Raw genomic sequence first — 22975 nt, forward strand, 5'->3', positions numbered from 1 at the left:
TTCAATACCTGTTACTGTTTTCGGTCTCTCTCGAGACCGGTCGCTCACTCAAAGCTGACAGGTTCTGAATAAATTCAAAAACCTGACTTACTTTAGTGTGAGACTCTTGATACTTTTGCTGCTCCCGGCTTCATTCCGAAGAACAAGACCAGGCCGCCACCGCATCAAGCGCCCACACTTATCGGCTGTAAATTTTTAAAGATCGATCGCGAAAGCGCCGTTAAAACTGCTCAACTACCGGCTTCTTTCTGCGTTGCTGCGTCAGCAGCAGAGAAACGAGATTATGAAGACTGTCTGGCGATCTGTCAACAGGTTTTTTTACTTCGTTCAACCTGCCGCTCAACTTCGAATCACCCGCAGACCCAGTCGCCACAAGGCTTTCGCCCCGGGCTTCCCGTCTCCCCGCGCCTTCATCGAAAGCGCGAAAGACCGGAATTCTAGTCACGCAGATGACATCTTGCAAGCGGTTTTTTGACTCGCGTGAAAATCGGAAAAGCGCGGGAGCGCAATCGCCTCAAACGTGGCGTTGCATGACGCGTTCGACGAGCTGTAAATAGTGGTCGAGATCCGGCGTCGGTTTGCCCGCCACCTTCGCGAGATCGTCCCAGCGGCGCAGGCGCACCGCGTCTTCGGCGTGGGGGCGTGCAGCGAAATCGCGCGCCTCATCTTCATTGAAGATGCCACCCTGCAATTCGAGGCTGCGCACCGAGTCTGCGGAGAGGCAGCCGAAATACGCTTCATCGACGGCACAGAGGTAGCGCTTCGCATCCACATGCAGGCGGATCGGTTCCAGCACGCTATCGGGCAACACGGGCCGCAGGAACGGCAACGCATAGTACTGGTGCAGATCGTCGATGCCGCGTTCGGTCGGCGTTTCGCCCTGACGATTGAGCAGGTGACCCAGATCATGCAGGAACGCCGCGGCGGTCAGTTCTTCGGTCGCGCCATCTTCTTCTGCCAGCGCACCGCTTTGCAGCGCGTGTTCGAGTTGCGTGACCGGTTCGCCGCTATAAGCCAACGCACCATACGTCTCGAACAGCCCACGAATATCCGCGAGGCTCAGTGCCATCTTCTTCAACTCCTCTATGACGTGAATTCGGCGACGGCCCACACCTGAGCGCCGTCCATCGTTCCTTCCGCTCTCAGTCGCCGCAGGACTCGCGCATGCGCGTGGCCGATTCGTCGGCGTCGCGCGATGCGAGCGCGCTCAACAGCGCGCGATGCCCTGCATACGATGCATCCATTGCGCTGTGCGTCGGTGCTGCACGCTGCGAAGAGAGCCGCAATTCGCTCACGGTCCGCTCATAGGTCTCGCGCAGCCTGGCGTTGCCCGCCGCTGCCAAGAGCGACGCGCGAAACGCGTCGCGCGCTTGCAGAAACGCCTCACCCTTCTCGGCGACCACCGCGTCGCGCATCGCGTTGAGATGCTCGCGCAACTCCGCGACCTGCGCCGCGTCGATGCGCGGCGCCAGCATCCGGCACGCCGCTTCGCGCAACGCTGCGCACACTACGCCCAGTTCCTGAGCCTCAGCCGCGCCGACACTGCGCACGAACACACCGCGATGTTTCTCGTTGCGCACGAGACCTGCCTGCTCCAGCGCGCGAAACGCTTCGCGCACCGGTCCGCGCGAGACGGCGAGGCGTGCCGCCCAGTCGGCTTCGTTGAGTTTGTCGCCGGGTGCGAGCACGCCCGCCGCGATGCGTCGCTCGATCTCGTCGCGCACCAGGGCAGTCAGCGAATGCTGGCGCACCATGGCAAGCGGCGTCATGTCGGACAACGCCTCAGGATCGCCCGCGTTGCCGCTACTCGCACGCTCATCGCTCATCGGATCTTGCATGCCCTGCCTTGGCCGTCTGTTGCGCGCCTGCGGCGCATCGAACCGCATGGCATCCATCCGCTCAGTCCGCTCGCCGGCGCGGCACACGCGCCGCGATCAGCAGCAGCGCCCCCAGCGAGACGAGCAACAAGACCAGTGATAGTGCCGATGCCGGCAGGTAATAACCGCGCTCGACTGCGCCCACCACGACGATCGGCACCGTCGCAAACCCCGGCGGATAGACCGTGAGCGTCGCGCCCAGTTCGCCCAGCGACAGCGCGAAGCCCAGCGCGAGACTCGCGCGGATGGCCGGCACGAGCTGCGGCAGCACCACGCGGCGCAGCACCATCGAAGGCGGCGCACCGAGACTCGCTGCCGCTTCGCGCAGCACGGTCAGCTCGGGACGCAGCGCGGCCGAAGCGCATCGATAGCAAAACGGCAGCACCAGAGCCAGCTGCACGAACACGACGATCGCTGCAGAACTCGACAGATCCACAGGCGCCTTGTGATAGGCGATCAACACTGCGAGGCCGAGCACCACGCTCGGCACGCCGTTGGGCACCATCGCGAGCGTGTCGACGACCGCGCCCAGACCGCGCCGGTCGCGCCCTTCGAGCGCGAGTGCGAGCCACAGACCCAGTGCCGTGCCGAGCACCGCCACGCCGAAGCCGACTTCGAGACTCGTTGCGAGCGCATCGAAGTCGGTAGAGCCGAGGCGCTCGAACCAGCGCGTGCTGAAACCGTCGGGCAAGATCGTGCCCGACCAGTGCGACGCGACGCTCGACAGCGCGACGACGATCACCGGCAACACGAAGAGCCAGAAGCACAGCAGCGCCGCGAAGCCAAGCAGAGCCGCGCTGGCAATGCGTGAGAAGAGGCTGCGCTCGACAGGCCGCGCGCGAAGATGCTTGGGCGGCAGCGCGATACGGTCGGAACCGGCGACGGGATTAGTTGACATTGCGTGCGCCTCCATGACTGCGTCGATTCACGCGCCGATACAGCGCATACAGGGAAAGCGACATCGCGAGCATGACCACGGCGCCTGCGGCGGCCGTCGGCAGATCGAGGTCGACCGTGGCCGAACTGTAGATTGCCACCGGCAGCGTGATGAGGTGCGCGCTGCCGAGCACGAGCAGAATGCCGAACTCGTTGAACGTCAGCAGAAAACACAGGATCGTGCCCGCCGCGATACCCGGCCAAGCGAGCGGCAGGATCACGCGCAGGGCGACCATGCGGCTGTTCGCACCGAGACTGCGTGCGGCTTCGATCAGGCGCATGTCGAGCAGCGCGAACGCGGCGAGCGTCGGGCGCACGACGAACGGCGCGTAGAACACCACTTCCGCGAGCACTACCCCGCCGATGCCGAACAGGAAGTCGAGAGGCGGCGCCTGCAAATGAAAGAGCCGTTGCAGCCCGATGCTCACGGAGCCCTGCGAGCCGTACAGAAAGATCAGCGTGAACGCGACGAGAAACGACGGGAACGCCACGAACAGTTCCAGAAAACGCGTGACGAGCTGTGCGCCCGGAAACGGTTTGAAGAACAGCAGCGCGGCGAGCGCGACACCCAGCACGGAAGCCAGACCCGCACTCAGGAACAGGATCCACAGCGTCGTGGCGATCACGCCGCGCGAATCGGGATTGCCGAAGAACGTCTCGTACGCGTGGAAGCTCAAGCCATGCGCGCCAGAAAGACTCAGCAGCACGAGCCGCACGAGCGGATAGACGACCAGCGGCCCGAGCACGAACACGAGCAGAAACGCGATATGCCATTGCGCACGCCGTTCGCGGCGGCGCACGGCGGCCGCGTGCGCATCGGCGCCGGGCAGAGCCTGGGCGGAATCAGGGGTTGATAAGGACGACATCGTCAGCCTCGTAACGCAGGGACACACGCATGCCTTTCGCCGGCGTCATGCCGTGGCCGCGCTGCATGGTGACGAGCACCGGTTCGTTCGGCATCGCGTCGAGCAGCACCGGCACCGACAGCACCGAGCCATACCACTCGACCGATTCGATCGTGCCGTGCAGCGAGCCTTCGCCGAGCGGCACGATGCGCAGGCTTTCGGGACGCAGGCATGCGAGCTTGTCGCGCACGTCGTGACGCGCATCGCCCACCGGGAACGCGACGTTCGGTGGCAGCAGGTTCGCCGCGCCCAGATAACGGGCCACGTAGGCGTCGTTGGGCGTGTCGTAGAGTTCCTGCGGCGTGCCCAGCTGCGCGATGTGGCCATCGCGCATGAGCAGCGTACGGTCGGAGAGCACGAGCGCGTCGTCCTGATCGTGCGTCACACAGACGATCGTCAGGTCGGGCAGCCGCTCGTGCAGCGCCTTCAATTCGGAGCGCACCGAGGCGCGCAGATTGGCGTCGAGCGCCGAGAGCGGCTCGTCGAGCAGGAGCACGTCCGGCTCGATCACGAGCGCACGCGCGAGCGCCACGCGCTGCTGCATGCCGCCCGAGAGCTGCGCGGGCATGATGTGCCCCGCGTCGCCGAGCTGCACGAGCTTGAGCGCGTCGGCCACGCGCCGCGCGATGTCGCGCGACGGTACGCGGCGCGCCTTCAACCCGAACGCGACGTTCTCGAACACCGAGAGATGCGGAAAGAGCGCATAGCTTTGGAACAGCAAACCCAGGTTGCGCTGATGCGGCGGCACATGGGTCAGATCGTGGCCCGCCACGGTGAGCGTGCCCGCGAGTCCGTCGGCTTCGATGAACCCCGCGATGAAACGCAGCAAGGTCGTCTTGCCGCAGCCGCTGCGGCCCAGCACGGTCAACAGTTCGCCGCGTCGGATCGTGAGCGACAGATCGTCGAGGACAGTACGCGCGCCGAAGCGCACGCTCAGGTGGTCGATCTGCACGCCCGCAGCGCCGGAGGCGTCCGTGGCGTCAGTCAGTCCGGACACATCCGGCAGCGCGCGGGCCATGCCGGCCGGCGCGAGGCTTGCGGTATTCACCGGGTTCATCTCCTATCGACCGGAGTGGGCGCTTTAACTGTCGACCAGAGTTGGCGCTTTAGCGCTTACTCCGGTCCCATGCAAAGCGCCTGACTCTGGTCCTATGCAAAGCTGTCGATGGGACCTGGCGCGGAAGCACCAGGTCCCATCCCATACAAAATTACAAATTGCTGCTGCTTACTTCGGCTTCACGACTTCGAGCTGCTTGCCCGACGAGCCGATCACTTCGGTCTTCCAGCGCGTCGTCCAGTCGGCCTTCTTCGCCATCACCTGATTCCAGTCCACCGGGATCAGCTTCACCCCCTGGATGGCCTGCTTGACGGCTTCGCCGTTCTTGCCCGTGAGCGCCACGTCGGTGCGGCCCGGAATACCGAAGATGTCCGGCACCTTCGACTGCACGTCCGTCGACATCAGGTAGTCGATCAGCTTCTTGCCTTCAGCCTGGTTCGGGCCGTTCTTGATCAGGCCGATAGCGTACGGCAGCTGGAACGTCGTGGGATGACCGCCAGCGTCGGCCGAGAGGAAAATCGGCTTGAGCGAGAGGCCGCCGTTGGCTGCGTCGTCGAGATCCATCTGCAGGTCGCCGTTGGCCACCGCGATTTCGTTGCGCGAGAGCAGCACGTCGAGGTAGCCCGTGCCCTTGGTGTGGAACTTCGCGCTCTGCTCGAGCTTCTTGAGGTAGTCGAACGCCTTGTCTTCGCCCATCAGCGAGGTCGTGAGGATGATCACGGCCATGCCGTCGCCAGCCGTGGCCGGGTTCGAGTACGCGACCTTGCCCGAGTAGTCCGGGTGCAGCAGGTCAGCAAACGTCTTCGGCTCGTTCTTCACGACATCGGGATTGATCGCGAACGAGAAGTAGTTGTTCACGAACGTCGCCCACGAACCGTCGGTCGCCTTCGCGATCGTCGGCACGTTCTTGTAGTTCACGCTCTGGTACGGCTGGAGCAGGCCGCTCTGCTGCGCCGTCTGGATGAACGGCGGCAGCGTGACGATCACGTCGGCCTTCGGCGAGTCCTTCTCGACGTTCGCGCGGTTCACCACTTCGCCGCTGCCCGCCGTGACGATGTTGACCTTGACGCCTTCCTTCTTCTCGAAGGCCGGCAGCACGTCCTTGTAGAGATTTTCGAGGCCGTCGGCCGTGTACAGCACGACGGCGTCGGCGGCATGCGCGCTCGCTGCTGCGCCCAGAAGCGCCGCGGCGGCCGCGATCGGCAGCAGCTTGCGTGCAAAACCCGCGCGATGGGAATTCGTGTGGTTCATGTCACTCTCCGAAGGCAAAACCAGGTGCTCGGGATACCCGATGCGTTTGTTGAATGGATCGAACTGAGCTGAACAATCCGAACTTCGGCGGACTGCGCCGCCTGTCATTGCCCGCCCCGCGGTGGTCTCGTATCGCGATTGCAGATTGTCTACAATCCGACACTTTCCACCTGAACCGACCGGCCAGGCGAAGCCGCGGAATTGCCGCTCGCCTCGCTGACCGGCCCATCTGGACGGGCCCCGCAAGAATCACAGGTTTTGATGACACGCGCATGACGATTGTGGCGTTTGTCAAAAAATTCCACAATTCGCCAATATTCGACAAGCCACATAGGCGTGCTAATTCTGCCGGGAAGGTGCTGACGGCAGCCATGCAGGCGTGTAGACGGGCAAGCGCAGCGCGCGCCACGCCGCGCCGCAGGGAGAGTCAGGCGATGACGAGTTCGGGCCCACGCGCCGTAATCGCGCGCGCGATGCTCTTTTCGGGCGCAAGCTCGGTGATGACGTAGCGCGCCTGCTCGAAGCCGTTGATGCGCACGGGCGTGACGCGCCCGAATTTCGAATGGTCGGCGACGACGATCGCGCAGGCCGTGGCCGCGAGCATGCGGCTGCGTACCTCGGCGACCATGCGCGAGTAGTCGGTGAGCCAGCCGTCGGCGGTGATGCCGCCCGCGCCGACGAACGCGAAATCGGCGTGGTATTGGGCAAGCTGCTGCACGGTGTCGAGGCCGAAGGTGGCTTCCTCGTGGTCGGACAGCTCGCCGCCCAGCAGCGTGACGCGGTTCTCGTTGCGGCGGCCGAGCAACAGCGCGATGCGCCAGTCGTTGGTATACACCGTGAGCCGATGGCGGTCCGTGAGCGCGCGCGCGAGCGCATGCGTGGTGCTGCCCGAATCGATGATGACCGAGGCGCCGTCGGGCACGAACTCCGCCGCACGTTCGCCGATTGCGCGCTTGGCGCTCGCGTTGGCGGCTTCGCGCACGTCGAGATCGGGCTCCCGGCGGTCGCTCGAGAGCGCGCCGCCGTGGGTCGTGACGAGCAGCCCTCGCTCTGCGAGCGTATTGAGGTCGCGCCGGATCGTCTCGCGCGAGACGCGCAGTTCGCGCACGAGATCCGCCACGGAAAGCGCGCCTGTCCGGTTCACTTGCGAGAGGATGTATTGGTGACGTTGTTCTGCGAGCATCTCGGTGGGCGCGGGGTAGTGCGTGGAAATAACGCTGGGAATGATGTGAGTCCGACGTGAATGCGGAAAAGCCGCCGTATTGTATTACGCATGCGCAGAACGAGACTGCCCTGCCATCGCGTCCCCATCCCTGCTAATCTCGTGGGGACCGCGCGCTCACGCGATGACCCTTGAAATTCATGCGTTCACGACTTCGTCAATTGCGTCTGCTGTTTTGTGCACTGCGTTATGGCTTCAGGCTGATCTGGCTCGCCGCGCCCGAGCATCACAAGCTGCACTGGTTCCTCACGCTCGCCTCGAACCTGCACGGCGACCCGCGCCTTGCCTCGCGCCTGCACGGTTCGCTGCCGCGTCTCGCGCCGCTTGCCGCGGCCTTCGCGCAAACGCTCGCCACACGCCCCGCACTCGCGGGCGCGACCTTGCACGACGCGATCGACGCCATCGAGCATTTCGAAGAGCCCCTTGCGGGCGACGCGCTCGACACCACGCTGCGCGCCGCACTCGGCAAGCCGCCCGAGACGGTATTCACGTGGATCGACCCCAAGCCGGCCCATAACGGCTGGTGCGAGCAGACGCACATCGCGCGGCTCGCGCTGCCGGTGAACGGCCATCAGACGATCACGCTGCGCGTGCTGCGCGCCAAACAGGTTCAGGAAGTCGACGACGACGCCGCGCTCCTGTGCGCCGTGGCCCGCTGGATAGAGCGCTTTTCGCGCGCCGCGCGCAAGCTGCAGTTGCACACGCTCGCGCAGGCGCTGCGCGACGACCTGCAGCACCGCTTCGACCTGCGCGCCCAGGCCGCGAACCTGAGCCAGAGCGGTCACCAGCTTGGCGACGATCCGCGCATCGTCGTGCCGGACGTGATCTGGGACCTCTGCACCCCCCAGACGATCGCGGTGCAGCACATCGACACCGTGCGCGCGACCGACATCGCCGGGCTTGCCGAACACCACATCAACGTCACGCAGGTGGCGGCCCATCTGATCGAAGTGGTCACGCGCCAGGCCTTCGAGCACGGGTTCTTTCATGCGGCCCTCGACGCCAGCCGGGTCGCGGTGAGCGTCGAACCCGAGACGCGCGGCCGCCTCGTGCTCGCGGGCGCGGCGCTGATGACGAGCCTTTCTTCGCCTGAACGCGAATTCTTCGTGCACGGTGCGACCGCGTTGTTCGAACAGGACTACGGCCGGCTCGCCACGCTGCATCACGTGGCCGGTCATGTGCCCACGCATGCACGCACCGAGCAGATCGAGGCCGAATTGCGCACGCGCAGCGAAGCGCATTTCGCGAGCGACACCGACGAGCGCAGCGCGGGTGCGCTGTTCCATCATCTGCTGCATTCGGTGCAGCCGTTCGGAGGTGAAGTCTCGCCGCGCCTCGTGGCGGCGCAGCGCGCGTTCGGCCAGGCCGAGCAGCTGGCCCGCTCGATTCATCCGGGCGTCGACGCGTGGGGCATCGCACGGCACACGCTCGCCGACATCGCGCGGCGAGATCTCGGCCACCAGGGCTGGATCCGGCGACTCTCGCAGGAATTGCCCCATCTTGCGCAAATCGCCCCGCGCGTGCCGCAGATGGTGTTCCGCTTCCTCGAGCATCAAGCGAAGGGCGGACACGGTCCCGCCGCGGGACAGGCCGCGCAGCAGGCCGCCTTGCTCGATGCCTGGCGCCGCGAGCATCGGCGCACGCGCGCGCTGCTGCTCGCCTGCGCGCTCTGCGGCGGCTTGATCGGCGTGACCGCGGTATTGTTTGGAAGCTAGCGGCCGCTAGTGTTTCCGCCATGACGTCGTTTGCATTGGCTGGCGTGGCACGAGCTAGGCAGTTAGTTGCATTCTACTCATCTAGCGGCGCCAGCCCGGGCCGGTGCAGTCCTGAACAAGACCGCCACCCGCACGTTGCGCGATACTCCGAGCCTTTCGTGTTTCTCCGCGCGCGCAGCGTCAGCGCGCGTCCACTTCGACACCGATGCTCGCCACCTTCGCACCCACCCTTTTCGTCTTCCTGTGGTCGACGGGTTTCGTCGTCGCGCGCGCCATTGCGCCCTACGCCGATCCCAACCTGTTCCTGCTCGCGCGCTTCGCAGGCACAGCGGCGCTGTTCACGATCGTCGCGCTGGTCATGCGCGCGCCTTGGCCGCGCGGACGCGAAATCGGCAAGCATCTCTTCGCCGGCGCGCTCCTGCAGGGCGTCTATCTGGGCGCGGGCTACTGGGCGGTCGCGCAAGGTTTGAGCGCGGGCGTGATGGCGCTCCTCGGCGCGCTCCAGCCGCTCCTGACGGCCGCCATCGCGGCACGCACGTTCGGCGAGCGCCTGCCGCCGCTGCGCTGGACCGGCATGTCGCTCGGCCTCGCCGGCGTCGTGCTCGTGCTGAGCCCGAAGCTGTACGCCGCGATGCACGCCGGCGGCGGCGAGATCGCGGACGCCGCTGCCGCGACCGCGCCCATGCACGCTCATGCGAATCCGCTGCTCGTGGTGGTGGTCGCGGTGGTATCGGTCGGATCGATCACGGCGGGAACGCTCTATCAGAAGACGTCGCTCGCGCAAGCCGACATCCGCAGCGCGAGCGCCGTGCAGAATCTGGGCGCGGCGATCGTCGCCGCCGTGCTCGCGCTCGTGCTCGACGAGACGCGCTGGATCGCCACGCCGACCCTGTGGTTCTCGCTGGCATGGGGCATCGCGATGCTCTCGGGCGTGGGCGTGACGCTGCTCGTATGGATGGTGCGCCACGGCGACGCCGCCCGCGCCACGGCGCTGCTCTTTCTCGCGCCGCCGCTTGCGGCGCTCGAAAGCTGGCTGCTGTTCGGCGAAACGCTCACGCCCGTGCAAATGGCGGGCTTCGGCGTCGCGCTAGCGGGCGTGCTGCTCGCGCGGCGCGCGTAGCGCATGCGCTGGCGCGACCGCCCGGATGACACGCTTAGTCAGCGGTGTCGGCGCCGGCCGGCACCTTCGCACGCGCCTTGCCGCCGGGTGCGGGCGACCACGCCGGACGCGTCTTGCGCTCCGAATCGACCACGACGACGAAGCGTCCCGCCCACGGTGTGATCTCGCGGTCCGAGTGGAGCACCCAGAGCGACTTGCCCGCATCGACCAGCGCCTGGTATTCGGCGTCGATGATGCCGTAGTGGTCGATGAACGCGTTGAGCGTCGCGGGTATCCGCACGCAGCCCTTCGAGTGGCGGATGCCGAGCAGCGGCTCGAGGCGGTCGGGGTCGGTGGCGTGCATCTGGAAGCGCATCTGCGAATAACCGCCCTCGCCCCAGCCGCGTTCGCCGTCCACCCAGCCGAAGTCATAGATGCGCATGTCGCGCCGGCCATAGCCGCGGATGTTGTTCTGGTTCATGGTGCCTTCCGCGCGGAAGTCCATGTTCAGCGGCGTGTGCTCGAACACGCCGAGCGGCGTGAGGAAGTGGTCATACTCGCCGGGGCGTCCCGTCGCGACCGGCGACGCGCCGATCATGAGCCACGGCTCGTCGGGCATCGCGCGGAAGTAGATGAAGAGCGCCTGCACATTCGCGCTGCGATCGACGAGGATGACGAACTCGCCCGCCAGCGCGCCGAGGTTCTTCTCGTCGAGCGCAGCCTGCAGGCGCTGGCCGTAGGCGCGCTGCTCGGCCAGCGGCACATGCAGCCGCCGGTTGACGTCGCGCGCGAAGCGCTTGCGCATTTCGAGCGCGCCGCGGGTTTCCTCTGCGGCTTCCTCCGGCGTGAGCATCCGGTGAACGGGCAGCACCAGCGCGGGAGGCGCGGAAGCGGCCAACGCGGCCGAGGCCGCGGAAGCCGGCTGTGCCGACGAAGCAGCAGACGCACTCGAAACGCCCGAGGCCGCCGAAACAGGCTCGGGCGTGGAAGCAGCGGAAGCTGCCGACGCCGCTGTGGCAACCGGCCGAGCCGCCGGCGCGCCCGAAGCAGCCGATGCAACGGATGCGCCCGAAGCGGCCGGCTTCGACGCCGACTGCGCCGGCGCGCTGCGCACGGTGCCAGAGGTAACGTGAGCGCCGGAAGCCGTCTCGGCATCGGAGGCGTAAGCGGCGCTTGCCGCCCACGAAGCGCAAGACAAGGTGCAGAGTACGGTCGCTATTGCGCGGCGCGCCGGCGCGCCCAACCACCGCGTTCTATGATGGGGAAGTTTCGGGGCGTCGCCCCGGACGCCACCGCGTACGCGAGCGCCCATGCGCCGCGAAAAATTGTCGTTCATCGTGAGTCCGGCCGATTGTGCGTCTTGTCTGAAGTCGGATACGTCGGGCGCCGTGCCATGCGGCGTCACTGACAGCGCCACGACCAGCCGACATTAGACCAGACAACGCAGACTGCGCGCGTATGTCGCGTGTGCAGCCAATTGAGGAACCGCTCATGCTCCCCCAATCGGACGCCAACCCGGAAGCCGATCGCCTCGCCCGCCAGCACCGCATCATCGCCGAGCTGAACGTCGCCGCACACTTCGACGCACATGCCGAAATAGAGCAGCGCGTGCGCTTTCTCGGGCAGCGCCTCCTGGCGAGCGGGCTGCACACGCTCGTGCTGGGCATCAGCGGCGGCATCGACTCCGCGACGGCGGGGCGCCTCGCGCAACTGAGCGTGGAAAGGCTGCGCGCGCAGGGCCAGACGTCGGCACGTTTCATCGCGATGCGTCTGCCCTACGGCACCCAGCGCGACGAAGCGGACGCCGCCGCCGCGCTCGCCTTCATCGCGGCGGACGAAATTCTGACCGTCGACATGCGCCCCGCCGCCGACGCGATGCTCGCCTCGCTCGCGGCAAGCGGCCTCGCCTTCGCCGACGGAAGCGAGCAGGACAAGCTCCACGGCAACATCAAGGCGCGCGAGCGGATGATCGCGCAGTACGCGGTGGCCGGCGCGCGAGCGGGACTGGTGATCGGCACGGATCACGCGGCGGAATCGCTAATGGGCTTTTTCACGAAGTTCGGCGACGGCGGCGCCGACGTGCTGCCACTCGCGGGCCTGAACAAGCGCCGCGTGCGCGCGCTCGCGCGGGCGCTGGGCGTCCCGGCCACGCTGGTGGAGAAAACGCCAACTGCGGATCTGGAAACGTTGCGCCCGCTGCATCCTGACGAAGACGCCTACGGGATCGGCTACGACGAGATCGACGACTTTCTGGAAGGTAAACCGGTGAGCGAACGCACGTACGAGACGATCTTTCGCTTTTACGAGTCGACGCGCCACAAGCGGGCGTTGCCCTATACACCGTACGACCGCGCCGACGACGGCCGCTGAAGCGCGGCGCGAACGGCTCAGTTGCGTTGCGGCGGCTCTTCGTCTTCGAACGGCGGCGCGCTCACCCTCAGCGCAACGCCTGCGAGGCGACGGGACTGAAGCTCGCGCGCCACGGCATCGGCCACGTAGGGCACTTCGGAATCGAGTTCGACGTCCGCGTGCGCGTTGGGCGTGCCCGCGTCATAAACGGTAATGCCCTTGGCGTACTTGCCGAGTTCGCGCTCGAAAAAGCTGCGCACGTCCTGCTCGCTGCAGGTTTCGGGAACATTCCAGACGGTCAGATGCATGACGGCCTACCTCGCGGGATTTTCGGACCCGACGTGCAGCGTTTAGCGGAACCGGCGCGGTTGCGTCGCGCGTACGCGCACGGGCTGCAGGCTCGCACGAGCGCGAGCACGGGTCCACGCCACCTGGCCCAGCACGGCAGCGACGCCAAGCAATAAAAGGCTGGACGTAAGCATTGTTGTGACTCCCTGTTGTTGATGAATGTCAGCATAGTCGCATTTGCTGAGCGGTGCGCTGCGGCATATTGTCTGGCGCCAGATGGCTAACCGTTGCCGCCCGATTGTCTGCTGCCCATGTGTGATCTGGCCGCAATCAGCGTGCCCGAGGGAGGAAAAGTGCGCGCGAAACTGCGCTTCAGGACCCGCCGTCGCGGCTCGCCGAGGTCGTTTCGTCTGCCGACCCGCCGCACTCCATGCGGGTGAGGCGATCGTACTGGTGCACCCAGTTGCCGGTGATCGCGGCCTGCGCCTGGGCCAGCGTCATGCGCCCCGCGCACACGCAACGCTTCAGGCGCACCGTGAGCAGCGACTTGCGGCGCTCGCCGGCGTGGCCGCCCCATGGGATGAGGTCGAAGTTGGCGGTGGCGTCCGGCGACCCGCCGAGGACGATCGGCACGTGCCGGTCGAGCGCGTAGCCCACACCGTCGTCGGCGTCGATGCCGCGCGCCGCGAGCATGCGATCCTTCAGTGCCATGGTCTCGTCGAACGGCGGCGCCACGGTGTCGGCGTAGCCCGGACGGCAGATCGTGTCCGTCACCGACTCCTGTGTGACGCGCGTATCGAGTAGCCGAGGATCCTGCGCGAATGCGGACTGTGCCGCGCTGCCAGTCGCGAGCGCCAGCAGCGAAACACGCAACACTCGCGCGCGCCAGTGCGACGCGCCAGTGCGACAAACACTGCCTTCTGCCATGCGGCGCGCGATGCGGCGTATTGCTGCCTTTTCTGCGTTCATGGTTGATCGCATCGTGCAGCACGATGCGCAATGGATGGTTGGTGCCGGGCTATTAAACCACAATCAAATATTGTCAGGGCAATTGCGCACATCGGCCCGTGGGCATGCTGTTCCGCACATCGCGCGCCAGCCCCCAGCGCCTCGCCGCAAGCGCTCGCAACCTCGAGGTTTGACAAGGAATTTTTGCTCTGTAATCCCAGGTAATCTATGCGCCCGCCGAGATGCCTGGCCGTCGCGCTCATGCTGGCCATTTGGCCGATGGCAGCACGCGACGCGATAGCGCATAATGGGCCGCCCGGTCAGCTCCAAAGCGGAGCGTATCGCGCGCATTCGAAGAAACGAGGAAACCCCATGTCCATTTCCATGTATCAAGCATCGGTGCCCGTGCTCGTGCGCGGCCTCACCAATCTGCAAAACATCATCGGCAAGGCGCAGGCGCACGCGGCGGAAAAGCAGATCGACCCCTCCGTGCTGACGGGCGCGCGGCTCTTCCCCGACATGCTGCCGCTCATGCGTCAGATCCACATCGCCACCGACACCGCAAAGGGCTGCGCGGCGCGCCTCGCCGGTGTGGAGGCCCCGAAATTCGAGGACGTCGAGGTCACCTTCGACGAATTGCACGCCCGTATCCAGAAGACCATCGACTATCTGAACACGTTCAAGCCGGAGCAGATCGACGGCACGGAAGCGCGCAGCATTACGCTCAAGATGCGCAGTGGCCCGATCGAGTTCACGGGCCAGAGCTATCTGCTGGGCTTCGTGCTGCCCAACTTCTTCTTCCATGTCACCACGGCCTACGACATCCTGCGTCACAACGGCGTGGAACTCGGCAAGCTCGACTATCTTGGCGGGCGCTAACGCGCGCCGCGAAACACGAGCAATAAAAAAAGCGTGCGGCGCCTCGCGCGCCGCACGCCTTCTTGCAACCGCCTTTGCCGGCGGCGGCTTCAATCGAGCGAAAGCCGCAGCGCGAAACCGATCAACGCGGACGAAAACGCCCACTTCTGGACCGTCTGCGCGAGCGGATTGCCGCGCAGCCACACCGCGATGCGCGCGGCGCCCAGCACATAGATCACGTCGAAGAGCGCGCACACGGCAACCAGCAGCACGCCCAGCACCGACACCTGCAGCCAGACCGAGCCCGCCTCCGGTCGGATGAACTGCGGCAGCAGCACCGAGCAGAACAGTAACGCCTTGGGGTTCAGCAGGTTCGTGAGCAGGCCCTTGGCGAAATCGGCGCGGCGCGGCCGCGCCACCGCCCCGCCCTCGTGTTCGGGCATCGCGAACGCCGGCGCGCGGAAGATCTGCACGGCGATCCACGTGAGATACGCTGCCCCCACGTAGCGCACGACTTCATAAAGCCACGGCGCGTTGCGCAGCAAGGCGGCGAGACCACAGGCCGACAGCGTCACATGGGTCGCGCGCGCGAGCCCCAGGCCGCAGGCCGCCGCGAAGCCGCTGCGCGTGCCGCGGCTCATGCTGGTCTGCATCACGAGCGCCATGTCGGCGCCGGGCAGCGCGCAGACGATAATCAGCGCGACAATGAACATCAACAGCAGGTGGGCGGAAATCATGGTGGGCTCGCGTGAAAGAGGCTCTATCTTGCCGCTACACGCAGAGCGATTTCTGGCGATTTTCATAGCATGCAAGCCATAAATTGGCGGAATGCGCTAAAATTTTCGCCTCCGCACCAGAACTCCCCTAACCGCCATGAGCGACCTCGACAAACTCGACCGGGCGATCCTCGGCGCGCTGCAAACCGATGGGCGCATGCCGAACGCACGCCTCGCCGAAACGGTGGGCCTGAGCGAAACGCCGTGCGCGCGGCGCCTCAAACGCCTCGAGCAGGAGGGCTATATCGAGCGTTACCGGGCCGTGCTGTCGCGCCGCGCGCTCGGCTATGGCGTGGTGGGATTCGTCTCGGTGCGCTTCGCCGTGCACGACCGCGCGCTCGCCGACCGCTTCGAGCGCGAGGTGCTGGCGATCGAGCGCATTCTGTCGTGCCACAACGTATCCGGCACGGCGGACTATATTTTGCAGGTGGTGGCCCGCGATCTCGACGACTATGGCACCTTCATGCGCGACCAGCTGCGCAGCTTGCCCGGTGTCACCTCGGTCGAATCGGCGCTGTCGCTGCGCGAAGTGAAGGCCGAGGGCGGACTGCCCCTGCCCTGAACGCACCCAACCCATTCACGCAATAACGGAGCTTTCGATGACCCCAGAACAGGCACGAGCCGAAGAAGCCGCCGCCATGGAGCGCGTCCTGACCGCGACCCAGCGCGTCAAGTCGGCGTTCACCTCGCTGCAATCGCAGTTTCCGCCGGAAGGCGACGGCAAGCCGTCGCAGTTCGCACTGCAGACCTTCGACATGGCGCTCCAGGAACTGGAAGACGCCCAGGCCGCCTTCGACGAGATGCTCAACGATCTTTTCGACGGCGAACGCTGAGCTTGCCCGCGTTTGCTGCGCGCCCGGCGAAAGACCCGCTAGCGCGTCGCGGCTGCGGCACGCTCCCGGACAAACGCCGCGATCCGCTCGCAGGCCTCGACGAGCCTCGCTTCGTCCACGACGAAACCCAGCCGCACATAGCCGTTTGCGGTCTCTCCGAACGCGCTCGCGTCGAGCACGGAAACCTTCTGCGCTTCGAACAGCTGCCAGGTGAACGCGTGCGTGTCGAGGCCTGTGCCGCGGATGTCGATCATCATGAACATGCCCGCTTCCGGCAACAGGCACTCGAGCCCCGGTACGCCCGCCAGCCGCGAGTAGACGATGTCGCGCCGGCGGCGATAGATCTCGCGCATTTCAGCGACGATCTGCGCGCGGTTGTCGAGCGCCGTGATCGCCGCCTCCTGGATGAAACCGGGCAACCCGTAGAGCATGCAGAGCGCGAGCCGCGCCAGATGCGCAATCATCGTTTCCGGCGCGATCACCCAGCCGAGGCGCCAGCCCGGCATGGCATGCGACTTCGAGAGACTGCCGAGCGTGACCGTGCGCTCCGCCATGCCGTCGAGCGCGGCGATGCTGACGTGCTCGCGCTCGAACGTGAGGTCGGCGTAGACCTCGTCGGAGAGCACCCACAGGTCGTGCCGCTTCGCCAGTTGCGCGACGCGTTCGAGGTGCGCGCGCGGCATCACCGCGCCGGTGGGGTTGCACGGCGTCGCGAAGAAGATCGCGCGCGTGCGCGGCGTGACGGCTGCATCAAGCGCGTCACAGTCGAGATGAAAACCGTTCTCGGGATCGACAGGCACCGGCACGAGCGTTGCGCCCGACGCGCGGATCGCGGCCTCGTAGGTCAGGTACATCGGCTCGGGCACGAGCACTTCGTCGCCGACCTCCAGCAAACAGAGCGACGATGCGAACAAGCCGTTCTGCGCGCCCGCGCAGAGAATCACGTTGTGCGCCCCCACCACGCGCCCGCTTTGCTGCGTATGCTCGCGAGCAATTGCTTCGCGCAGCGGCTCGCGGCCCATGATGGCCGAGTAGTGCGTATCGCCTTCGCGCAGCGCGGCCACGGCGCGCTCGACGATGGGCGCGGGCGTGCCGAAGTCGGGGTCGCCCACGCTCAGCACGATCACGTCCTCGCCACGCGCAGCGGCCTGCACCGCTGCGTGATGGATCTCCCACGCTGTCGTGCGACGGCCCTGCAACCGCTCGACCAGATTCGAATACTTCATCTTTCGCAACTCTCCCGAACATGCGGCGCGCCTCGCGCGCCATGGCGTTCAAACCGTTCCCGTTGATGCGTGTGTGCAACGATACCAAGGAACGATGCCGCTGAGAAATGTCGATGCGCTCATGCGCGCATCCAACGTGGTGTTAGTATTTCCAGCCTGTTGGATGATCTTTTGCCGGCAAACCCGGCACGCAGCTCCATGTCCTCACCCTACGAAGTCCCGGCGCTCCGGCGCATACACGATATTCTCGACGTGCTCGCGCACGCTCAAGGCCCGATGCGCGCGGCGGCAATCGCGCAGGCCACCGGCCTCTCGCGCAGCACGCTCTACCTGATGCTCGACTCGCTCGAGCGCCGCCGCTGGATCGAAAAGCGCGCCGACGGCTATATCGTCGGTCTCACGTTGTTCGAGCTAGGCAGCGCTTACGTTCGGCACGATCGGCTCCAGGAAGTATTCCGCCAGGAAGCGACCGTTTTCGTCGCGACGCATAACGAAGTGGTTCAGCTTGCGGTGCTGGACGGCGCGGAGGTCGTGTATCTCGCGCGCGAGGACCCCGCGCGACCCGTGCGTCTCGTCTCCGATCTCGGCTCGCGGCTGCCCGCGCACTGCAGCGCGCTGGGCAAGGCGCTGCTCGCCAGTCTTTCCGATGATGAGGTCAACGCCATCCTGCCGCGCCAACTGCCCGCTGTGACGGCCAACACCATCACGCGCAAGCAGGACCTCATTGCGGCGCTCGCGGCGATACGGCGCTCGGGCCTCGCGCACGAGCGGGAAGAAGTGACGGCGGGCATCGCGTGCTTCGCGGCGTTCGTCGGCGTGACGGCGCTCGGCAAGCGTGTGGCGGTCAGCGCGAGCCTGCCGCTGGAGCGGCTGGACGCGCGGCGCGAAAAACGGCTCGCCATCGCGGTGGTCGAGATGGCGCAGCGCATCGCCAAGGGACTTTAACGACGCGAGCGCTTGAGCACGCTCGCGTCGCGTGCTCAAGCGCTCTCGCGCGGCATGACGGCGTACTGGATGCGTGTCTTCAAGGGATGCGACGCGCTCGCGCCGTCCACTGCCGCGAGGGCCGCGACGATCGCCTCGCCTGTGCGCTGACCAATGCCGTAGGCATCGACCGAGATCGTGGTGATCGCCGGATGGCAGCACGCCGCGATCTCGAAGTTACCGAAGCCGGCAACCGCCATATCGCGGGGCACGCTGAGGCCGCGCCGCTGGCACTCCATGATCGCGCCGAACGCCGACATGTCGCTCACGCACATCACGGCCTGTGTGTCGGGCCAGCGCTCGAGCAGTTCCGCCATGGCGGGTGCGCCGTGGCTCATCGTGACCGGCGAGTCGCCGAGTTGCACGACGCGGTGCCTTTCGAGCCCGAGCGCCTTCATCTCCATCTGAAAGCCCTTGAGGCGGTCGAGGCCGCGCCGGTCCAGGTCGCCCGCGCCGCCAAGAAAGCCGATGCGGCGATGACCTTTGTCCGCGAGATAGCGCACCATCTCGCGCGCGGCGCTCACGTTGGAAAAGCCCACGGCCATGTCGATCGGCTCCGTCGGCAGGTCCCACATTTCGACGACCGGTACGCCCGAGCGCTGCAGCAGCGTGCGCGTGGCGTCCGTATGCTGCGCGCCCGTGAGCGCGATGCAGCGCGGCTGATGGCGCAGCATCTGGCGTACGAGACGCTCCTCGCGATCGAGGAAGTAGTCGGTGTCGCCGATCAGCAGTTCGAGCCCTTGCGGTTCGAGCACGGCGGTCAGGCCGCTCACAGTGTCCGAGAAGTTGGAGCTGGAAAGCGACGGCACGAGCACGGCGACGAACGACGAGCGTCCCGAGGAAAGCGCGCCGGCGGCAGCGTCGGCCACGTAGCCCAGCTCGTCGATGGCGCGCTGCACGCGCTCGCGGGTCGCCTCCGACGCGCTGCGCCCTGCCATCACGCGGGACACCGTCATCTTCGAAACGCCCGCGAGACGGGCGACATCGGACATGCGGGGCGGCGTGGCTTTCGGAGCGCTGGTTTTGGACATCGCGGCTGGGCGGCAAAATAAAAAGAACGCATATCATAACGGCTGCGCCCTTCTTTTCCTCGTTTCGCGCCTTTGCATGCCATCGCCTTCGTAGGCGTTCATTTAATTCGCCATCCTTATCTTCACCGAAATCGCGGCGCAGGCGAACGCCGTTCGATTCGGGAATCCAGGAATTCGGTCACAATCGGTGACGGGCGCCAGAGAATACGCACGCCTGCGCAGACACCCCGCCGCCCACCCACGAGCCAGGAGGAAACTTGCCATGTCAGGACCCGCCCGCACCATCGCCGAGAAACGCGCCGAGTTTCGTGCGCTGCACGCCGCCGGTTGCTTCGTGCTGCCGAACCCGTGGGACGTGGGCAGCGCGCGTTATCTCCAGAGTCTCGGCTTCAAGGCGCTCGCGACTACCAGCTCCGGGTTCGCCTGGTCGCGCGGCCACGCCGACAACACCTTGCCGCGCGACGCGATCCTCGCGCACCTGCGTGAGATCGTCGCGGCAACCGACCTGCCCGTGAACGCCGACTTCGAAAGCGGCTTTGGCGCCGATCCCGCAGGCGTCGAAGCAAGCGTCGGCCTCGCCGTCGAGACCGGCGTCGCCGGGCTTTCCGTGGAAGATTCGACTGGCGACGACGCAGCGCCGCTGCTGCCGATCGAGATCGCCGTCGAGCGCATGCGGGCGGCGCGGCGCGCCATCGACGCGCGCGGCGGCGACACCGTGCTCGTCGGCCGCGCGGAGAACTTCGTGGCGGGCGTGCCCGATCTCGACGACGCCATCGCTCGCCTGCGGGCGTACGCGCAGGCAGGCGCGGATTGCCTCTATGCGCCCGGCATCCAGACACGCGAGCAGATCGTGGCCGTCGTCACCGCTGTCGCGCCGAAGCCGGTGAACGTGCTGATCGGCGCGAAGTCGGCCTTCACGCTCGACGATCTCGCCGCGCTGGGCGTGCGCCGTGTGAGCGTGGGCGGCGCGCTCGCCCGCACCGCATGGGGCGGCTTCATGCACGCGGCGCAACGGCTCACCGAAGGGCGTTTCGACGGCTTCGAAGGCGCGGCCCCCGGCGCGACGCTCAATGCCGCCTTCCGTCGCGAGAGCTAATCACGCTATGTGCGTTCGGTGCGCGGCTTGCGCGCCGAACGACGAACGAGCGGGGACGCAGGCGCCCGCGCGCCGGCGACGCTGCCCGCTTCGCCAAAGCACGCCAGCGCCCACGCCACGAACGCGCGCTGCTTGGGAGCCTGCGCGCGGCGATCCGCGTAAAGCAGATGCATGGGCCGTACCGGCGCGGCATACGCCTCGAGCAGCGGCACGAGCCGCCCCGCCGCCACCGAAGGCGCGAGGTTCGGCTCGCCCGCCAGCACGATTCCCACTCCCGCCTCCGCCGCCGAGACCAACGCGCGGGTGTCGTTGCTGCGCAGCTGGCCGCGCGGCTCGACTTCGATCTGCGTGTCGCCGTCCTTGAAGATCCACGTTTGGGGCGCCGGAAAGCTGTCGAATGCGTAATCGAGGCACACGTGCTGCGCGAGTTCGCGCGGATGCGCCGGCGTTCCGTGCGCGGCGAGATAGGCCGGCGCGGCACACGGCACGAGCCGATATGGCGCGAGCGGCCGCGCGACCAGTTGCGAGTCGGGCAGCGCGCCGATACGAAACGCGACATCGAAACCATCTTGCAAGAGGTCGAATTGCCGATCGCTCAGCACGAGATCGACTTTCACGTCCGGGCAATCCGAGAGAAAAGCCTTGATTTCATGCGCAAGCCGGAAAGCGCCGAACGAGACGGGCGCCGTCACGCGCAGCGTGCCTTGCGGGTGGCCGGTCTGCGCGAGCGCGACGGCCTCCGCGGCGGCCGCCTCTTCGAGCACACGGCGGCAGGCTTCGAAATAGGCGCGGCCGGCCTCCGTGAGCGCGTGCTTGCGCGTCGAGCGCTGCAGCAGCCGCACGCCTAGCGTCTTTTCCAGCGCGTCGACGTGCTTGCCCGCCATCTGCGGCGTCATCGCGAGCATGCGTGCCGCCGCCGTGAACGATCCGGATTCGGCGGTCTTCACGAACACGGTCATGCTGGTCAATTTGTCCACGATTGGAAATCCCACGTTTCAAGTGTTTCACCCGGGTGTCCGATTATCGCATGACAGTTTCGGCGCTACGCTGGAGGCTCCATTGCAAACCACGGGGCTTCCCATGAACGAACATCGATTGGCTGTCGGCATTCTCGGCGCGGGCGAGATCGGCTCGACGCTGGGCAAACTGCTCGCGCAGGCGGGGCATGAGGTGATGCTCTCGTCGCGTGATCCGAAGGCGCGCGCGGCAGAGGCGGCGGCGCTGGGCTGCGAAATCGGCACGCTGGAGCAAGCCGCGGCGTTCGGCGAGATCGTGATCGCGGCGCTGCCTCTGGCCGCGCTTGGCGAGATACCGGTCAAATCGCTCGCCGGCAAAGTCGTCATCGACACCATGAACTACTATCCGGCGCGCGACGGTGCCATTGCCGCGTTCGACGAACACCGCGAGGCGACGAGCGAACGCGTTGCGCAGCAGTTGAATGGCGCACGGGTGGTCAAGGCGTTCAGTGCGATTCTTGCGTACGACCTGCCGCGCGAAGAGCGGCCGCCTGTTGAAGGCGGACGGCGCGCGCTACCCGTCGCGGCAGACGACGAAGCGGCGAAGGCGCTCGTGGCCGCGCTGCACACACAGCTCGATTTCGATGTGCTCGACGCAGGTTCGCTTGCCGACAGCTGGCGTTTCGAGCGCGCAAAACCGGCCTATTGCATTCCGCTCAACCAGACGCAACTGCGCGCCGCGCTCACCGCGGCCGAGCGAGACAAGGAACTGCCACATGGCTCGTGGCGCCGCAAACCGCGACAGGATTGACGCTCACCGATACCGGGGAAATCGCCTGGCATACCGAATCAAACAGCACGAAGCCAACGCGGCCAGGCACCCGGATGCGGTCTAGCATAAGCAGGGAGGGAGTTGCGCGCGGGCCAGAACGGCCCGGCGAGCGCCGCGGGATACAGCGGCGCGAAATGACGAGGCGCAGCGGCGCTTAGCCGTTGCGCCCGGCAAGCTGTGCTTAGTCGTAGTGACGGTGCTTGTGGTGCTTGCCGTGATAGCCGCGCGAATAGTCGTCGGCGTACGAGTTCGATCGCGAGACATTGCCGCCGAGCGCCGAACCCGCGCCGCCGCCCACGGCCGCGCCGATCAGGCCGCCCGTGCGGCCGCCCATGGCATTGCCCGCGGCAGTGCCAGCGCCGCCGCCGAGCGCGCCGCCGATGATGGCGCCCGTGCGTTCGCGACGGTTCGAGGTGACCGCGCCACCCGCGCCGCCGCCCACCGCGCCGCCGATCACCGCGCCGGTGCTGCCGCCCACGGCGCCGCCCAGAGCCGCGCCGGCGACGCCGCCCAGCGCGCCACCCAGTGCGTTGTTCATATCGCCGGCGAGCGCCGGCAGCGAGGCTGCAGCAGTCAGCGCAGCAACGGCAACCATCTGGATGATTTTCTTCGACATAGTTGTTCTCTTACGTTTTTGAGACGGAACCGAGTATAGCGGCCAACGTGAAAGGGCTTTGTAACGCCGGAGGCCAAGCGCCGTAAGAGGTGTAACAAAATGGTCTTCTTCGGGTCGCGC

The 22975-nt window shown here is 66.5% G+C and carries 24 protein-coding genes; 9 read left to right on the top strand and 15 right to left on the bottom strand.

All coding sequences use genetic code 11. The features are described from left to right. Nucleotides 1-514: 514 nt before the first annotated feature. The 7 genes from AB4Y43_RS21990 to AB4Y43_RS22020 form a co-directional block, all read right to left on the bottom strand. On the bottom strand, nt 515-1069 hold the full coding sequence (locus AB4Y43_RS21990) for a phosphonate degradation HD-domain oxygenase (RefSeq protein WP_069261820.1): 555 nt from the start codon (nt 1067-1069) through the stop codon (nt 515-517). Nucleotides 1070-1142: 73 nt separating this feature from the next. Next, entirely contained in the window at nt 1143-1826 is a 684-nt protein-coding gene (locus AB4Y43_RS21995) for a GntR family transcriptional regulator (protein WP_368728771.1), read from the bottom strand. Nucleotides 1827-1899: 73 nt separating this feature from the next. Further along, nucleotides 1900-2775 (bottom strand): 2-aminoethylphosphonate ABC transport system, membrane component PhnV, encoded by an 876-nt coding sequence (gene phnV, locus AB4Y43_RS22000; protein ID WP_254320699.1) that lies wholly within the window; start codon nt 2773-2775, stop codon nt 1900-1902. Then, nucleotides 2765-3679: a 2-aminoethylphosphonate ABC transporter permease subunit gene (locus AB4Y43_RS22005; protein ID WP_069261817.1), complete on the bottom strand. Its 915-nt coding sequence runs from the start codon at nt 3677-3679 to the stop codon at nt 2765-2767. Before AB4Y43_RS22005 ends, phnV begins: the two co-directional genes overlap by 11 nt. After that, nucleotides 3657-4775, bottom strand: coding sequence for a 2-aminoethylphosphonate ABC transport system ATP-binding subunit PhnT (gene phnT, locus AB4Y43_RS22010; protein WP_321931419.1), 1119 nt, complete (start codon nt 4773-4775; stop codon nt 3657-3659). The genes AB4Y43_RS22005 and phnT overlap by 23 nt, the downstream gene beginning before the upstream one ends. Nucleotides 4776-4943: 168 nt before the next feature. Continuing rightward, a complete protein-coding gene (gene phnS, locus AB4Y43_RS22015; protein ID WP_368616708.1) occupies nt 4944-6026 on the bottom strand; it encodes a 2-aminoethylphosphonate ABC transporter substrate-binding protein in 1083 nt (360 codons plus the stop codon). A 427-nt stretch (nt 6027-6453) separates the two neighbouring features. Further along, complete coding sequence (locus tag AB4Y43_RS22020) at nt 6454-7209, bottom strand: DeoR/GlpR family DNA-binding transcription regulator (RefSeq protein WP_069261815.1); 756 nt, start codon at nt 7207-7209, stop codon at nt 6454-6456. Nucleotides 7210-7388: 179 nt separating this feature from the next. On the opposite strand from AB4Y43_RS22020, the gene AB4Y43_RS22025 reads away from it, so the two are divergent. Both AB4Y43_RS22025 and AB4Y43_RS22030 read left to right on the top strand, forming a co-directional pair. Further along, nucleotides 7389-8963 (top strand): ABC1 kinase family protein, encoded by a 1575-nt coding sequence (locus AB4Y43_RS22025; RefSeq protein WP_368728772.1) that lies wholly within the window; start codon nt 7389-7391, stop codon nt 8961-8963. A gap of 205 nt (nt 8964-9168) precedes the next feature. Continuing rightward, on the top strand, nt 9169-10083 hold the full coding sequence (locus AB4Y43_RS22030; protein WP_368728773.1) for a DMT family transporter: 915 nt from the start codon (nt 9169-9171) through the stop codon (nt 10081-10083). A gap of 34 nt (nt 10084-10117) precedes the next feature. Here AB4Y43_RS22030 and AB4Y43_RS22035 read toward each other — a convergent pair whose 3' ends face one another. Next, a complete protein-coding gene (locus AB4Y43_RS22035) occupies nt 10118-11260 on the bottom strand; it encodes a L,D-transpeptidase (RefSeq protein ID WP_368728774.1) in 1143 nt (380 codons plus the stop codon). A gap of 293 nt (nt 11261-11553) precedes the next feature. On the opposite strand from AB4Y43_RS22035, the gene nadE reads away from it, so the two are divergent. Next, entirely contained in the window at nt 11554-12432 is an 879-nt protein-coding gene (gene nadE / locus AB4Y43_RS22040) for an ammonia-dependent NAD(+) synthetase (protein WP_342946666.1), read from the top strand. 17 nt (nt 12433-12449) lie between these two features. Here nadE and AB4Y43_RS22045 read toward each other — a convergent pair whose 3' ends face one another. Together AB4Y43_RS22045 and AB4Y43_RS22050 are read right to left on the bottom strand one after the other, a co-directional pair. Next, nucleotides 12450-12719, bottom strand: coding sequence for an RNA-binding protein (locus AB4Y43_RS22045; protein WP_069261810.1), 270 nt, complete (start codon nt 12717-12719; stop codon nt 12450-12452). 352 nt (nt 12720-13071) lie between these two features. Continuing rightward, entirely contained in the window at nt 13072-13668 is a 597-nt protein-coding gene (locus AB4Y43_RS22050; RefSeq protein ID WP_342946667.1) for a hypothetical protein, read from the bottom strand. Nucleotides 13669-14019: 351 nt separating this feature from the next. Between AB4Y43_RS22050 and AB4Y43_RS22055 the strand changes: the two genes are divergently transcribed. Then, a complete protein-coding gene (locus AB4Y43_RS22055) occupies nt 14020-14526 on the top strand; it encodes a DUF1993 family protein (protein WP_368728775.1) in 507 nt (168 codons plus the stop codon). Between the two features lie 89 nt (nt 14527-14615). Here AB4Y43_RS22055 and AB4Y43_RS22060 read toward each other — a convergent pair whose 3' ends face one another. Then, nucleotides 14616-15242 (bottom strand): LysE family translocator, encoded by a 627-nt coding sequence (locus AB4Y43_RS22060; RefSeq protein WP_368728776.1) that lies wholly within the window; start codon nt 15240-15242, stop codon nt 14616-14618. A gap of 136 nt (nt 15243-15378) precedes the next feature. Between AB4Y43_RS22060 and AB4Y43_RS22065 the strand changes: the two genes are divergently transcribed. Together AB4Y43_RS22065 and AB4Y43_RS22070 are read left to right on the top strand one after the other, a co-directional pair. Beyond that, a complete protein-coding gene (locus tag AB4Y43_RS22065; RefSeq protein ID WP_069261807.1) occupies nt 15379-15843 on the top strand; it encodes an Lrp/AsnC family transcriptional regulator in 465 nt (154 codons plus the stop codon). Nucleotides 15844-15880: 37 nt separating this feature from the next. Continuing rightward, nucleotides 15881-16114 (top strand): hypothetical protein, encoded by a 234-nt coding sequence (locus tag AB4Y43_RS22070; protein WP_069261806.1) that lies wholly within the window; start codon nt 15881-15883, stop codon nt 16112-16114. 38 nt (nt 16115-16152) lie between these two features. Here AB4Y43_RS22070 and AB4Y43_RS22075 read toward each other — a convergent pair whose 3' ends face one another. Further along, the gene (locus AB4Y43_RS22075; protein ID WP_342946669.1) at nt 16153-17340 is read right to left on the bottom strand and encodes an aminotransferase class I/II-fold pyridoxal phosphate-dependent enzyme; all 1188 of its coding nucleotides are present in this window, start codon (nt 17338-17340) and stop codon (nt 16153-16155) included. Between the two features lie 198 nt (nt 17341-17538). Here AB4Y43_RS22075 and AB4Y43_RS22080 point away from each other — a divergent pair, with 198 nt between their 5' ends. Beyond that, a complete protein-coding gene (locus AB4Y43_RS22080) occupies nt 17539-18285 on the top strand; it encodes an IclR family transcriptional regulator (protein WP_069261804.1) in 747 nt (248 codons plus the stop codon). 35 nt (nt 18286-18320) lie between these two features. Here the strand turns inward: AB4Y43_RS22080 and AB4Y43_RS22085 are convergent, their stop codons facing one another. Beyond that, a complete protein-coding gene (locus AB4Y43_RS22085; RefSeq protein WP_368625897.1) occupies nt 18321-19316 on the bottom strand; it encodes a LacI family DNA-binding transcriptional regulator in 996 nt (331 codons plus the stop codon). Between the two features lie 301 nt (nt 19317-19617). On the opposite strand from AB4Y43_RS22085, the gene AB4Y43_RS22090 reads away from it, so the two are divergent. Further along, nucleotides 19618-20451 carry an oxaloacetate decarboxylase gene (locus AB4Y43_RS22090; RefSeq protein ID WP_368728777.1) on the top strand — a complete coding sequence of 278 codons (834 nt, stop codon included), beginning with the start codon at nt 19618-19620 and terminating at the stop codon, nt 20449-20451. A gap of 5 nt (nt 20452-20456) precedes the next feature. On the opposite strand, the gene AB4Y43_RS22095 is transcribed toward AB4Y43_RS22090, so the two are convergent. Further along, on the bottom strand, nt 20457-21428 hold the full coding sequence (locus tag AB4Y43_RS22095; RefSeq protein WP_368605703.1) for a LysR family transcriptional regulator: 972 nt from the start codon (nt 21426-21428) through the stop codon (nt 20457-20459). A 103-nt stretch (nt 21429-21531) separates the two neighbouring features. On the opposite strand from AB4Y43_RS22095, the gene AB4Y43_RS22100 reads away from it, so the two are divergent. Further along, nucleotides 21532-22218, top strand: a complete 687-nt coding sequence (locus AB4Y43_RS22100; protein ID WP_368728778.1) for an NADPH-dependent F420 reductase — start codon at nt 21532-21534, stop codon at nt 22216-22218. Nucleotides 22219-22420: 202 nt separating this feature from the next. Here the strand turns inward: AB4Y43_RS22100 and AB4Y43_RS22105 are convergent, their stop codons facing one another. After that, nucleotides 22421-22855 carry a hypothetical protein gene (locus tag AB4Y43_RS22105; protein ID WP_069261799.1) on the bottom strand — a complete coding sequence of 145 codons (435 nt, stop codon included), beginning with the start codon at nt 22853-22855 and terminating at the stop codon, nt 22421-22423. Nucleotides 22856-22975: the final 120 nt, after the last annotated feature.

Source organism: Paraburkholderia sp. BR10872, from assembly GCF_040965835.1.
Taxonomy (GTDB): Bacteria; Pseudomonadota; Gammaproteobacteria; order Burkholderiales; family Burkholderiaceae; genus Paraburkholderia; species Paraburkholderia nodosa_A.

What these genes read in the sequence shown, in the direction of transcription:
- AB4Y43_RS21990 (WP_069261820.1), bottom strand. Translation starts at nt 1,069, where the DNA reads ATGGCACTGAGCCTCGCGGATATTCGTGGGCTGTTCGAGACGTATGGT.
- AB4Y43_RS21995 (WP_368728771.1), bottom strand. Translation starts at nt 1,826, where the DNA reads ATGAGCGATGAGCGTGCGAGTAGCGGCAACGCGGGCGATCCTGAGGCG.
- phnV (WP_254320699.1), bottom strand. Translation starts at nt 2,775, where the DNA reads ATGTCAACTAATCCCGTCGCCGGTTCCGACCGTATCGCGCTGCCGCCC.
- AB4Y43_RS22005 (WP_069261817.1), bottom strand. Translation starts at nt 3,679, where the DNA reads ATGTCGTCCTTATCAACCCCTGATTCCGCCCAGGCTCTGCCCGGCGCC.
- phnT (WP_321931419.1), bottom strand. Translation starts at nt 4,775, where the DNA reads ATGAACCCGGTGAATACCGCAAGCCTCGCGCCGGCCGGCATGGCCCGC.
- phnS (WP_368616708.1), bottom strand. Translation starts at nt 6,026, where the DNA reads ATGAACCACACGAATTCCCATCGCGCGGGTTTTGCACGCAAGCTGCTG.
- AB4Y43_RS22020 (WP_069261815.1), bottom strand. Translation starts at nt 7,209, where the DNA reads ATGCTCGCAGAACAACGTCACCAATACATCCTCTCGCAAGTGAACCGG.
- AB4Y43_RS22025 (WP_368728772.1), top strand. Translation starts at nt 7,389, where the DNA reads ATGCGTTCACGACTTCGTCAATTGCGTCTGCTGTTTTGTGCACTGCGT.
- AB4Y43_RS22030 (WP_368728773.1), top strand. Translation starts at nt 9,169, where the DNA reads ATGCTCGCCACCTTCGCACCCACCCTTTTCGTCTTCCTGTGGTCGACG.
- nadE (WP_342946666.1), top strand. Translation starts at nt 11,554, where the DNA reads ATGCTCCCCCAATCGGACGCCAACCCGGAAGCCGATCGCCTCGCCCGC.
- AB4Y43_RS22045 (WP_069261810.1), bottom strand. Translation starts at nt 12,719, where the DNA reads ATGCATCTGACCGTCTGGAATGTTCCCGAAACCTGCAGCGAGCAGGAC.
- AB4Y43_RS22050 (WP_342946667.1), bottom strand. Translation starts at nt 13,668, where the DNA reads ATGAACGCAGAAAAGGCAGCAATACGCCGCATCGCGCGCCGCATGGCA.
- AB4Y43_RS22055 (WP_368728775.1), top strand. Translation starts at nt 14,020, where the DNA reads ATGTCCATTTCCATGTATCAAGCATCGGTGCCCGTGCTCGTGCGCGGC.
- AB4Y43_RS22060 (WP_368728776.1), bottom strand. Translation starts at nt 15,242, where the DNA reads ATGATTTCCGCCCACCTGCTGTTGATGTTCATTGTCGCGCTGATTATC.
- AB4Y43_RS22065 (WP_069261807.1), top strand. Translation starts at nt 15,379, where the DNA reads ATGAGCGACCTCGACAAACTCGACCGGGCGATCCTCGGCGCGCTGCAA.
- AB4Y43_RS22070 (WP_069261806.1), top strand. Translation starts at nt 15,881, where the DNA reads ATGACCCCAGAACAGGCACGAGCCGAAGAAGCCGCCGCCATGGAGCGC.
- AB4Y43_RS22075 (WP_342946669.1), bottom strand. Translation starts at nt 17,340, where the DNA reads ATGAAGTATTCGAATCTGGTCGAGCGGTTGCAGGGCCGTCGCACGACA.
- AB4Y43_RS22080 (WP_069261804.1), top strand. Translation starts at nt 17,539, where the DNA reads ATGTCCTCACCCTACGAAGTCCCGGCGCTCCGGCGCATACACGATATT.
- AB4Y43_RS22085 (WP_368625897.1), bottom strand. Translation starts at nt 19,316, where the DNA reads ATGTCCGATGTCGCCCGTCTCGCGGGCGTTTCGAAGATGACGGTGTCC.
- AB4Y43_RS22090 (WP_368728777.1), top strand. Translation starts at nt 19,618, where the DNA reads ATGTCAGGACCCGCCCGCACCATCGCCGAGAAACGCGCCGAGTTTCGT.
- AB4Y43_RS22100 (WP_368728778.1), top strand. Translation starts at nt 21,532, where the DNA reads ATGAACGAACATCGATTGGCTGTCGGCATTCTCGGCGCGGGCGAGATC.
- AB4Y43_RS22105 (WP_069261799.1), bottom strand. Translation starts at nt 22,855, where the DNA reads ATGTCGAAGAAAATCATCCAGATGGTTGCCGTTGCTGCGCTGACTGCT.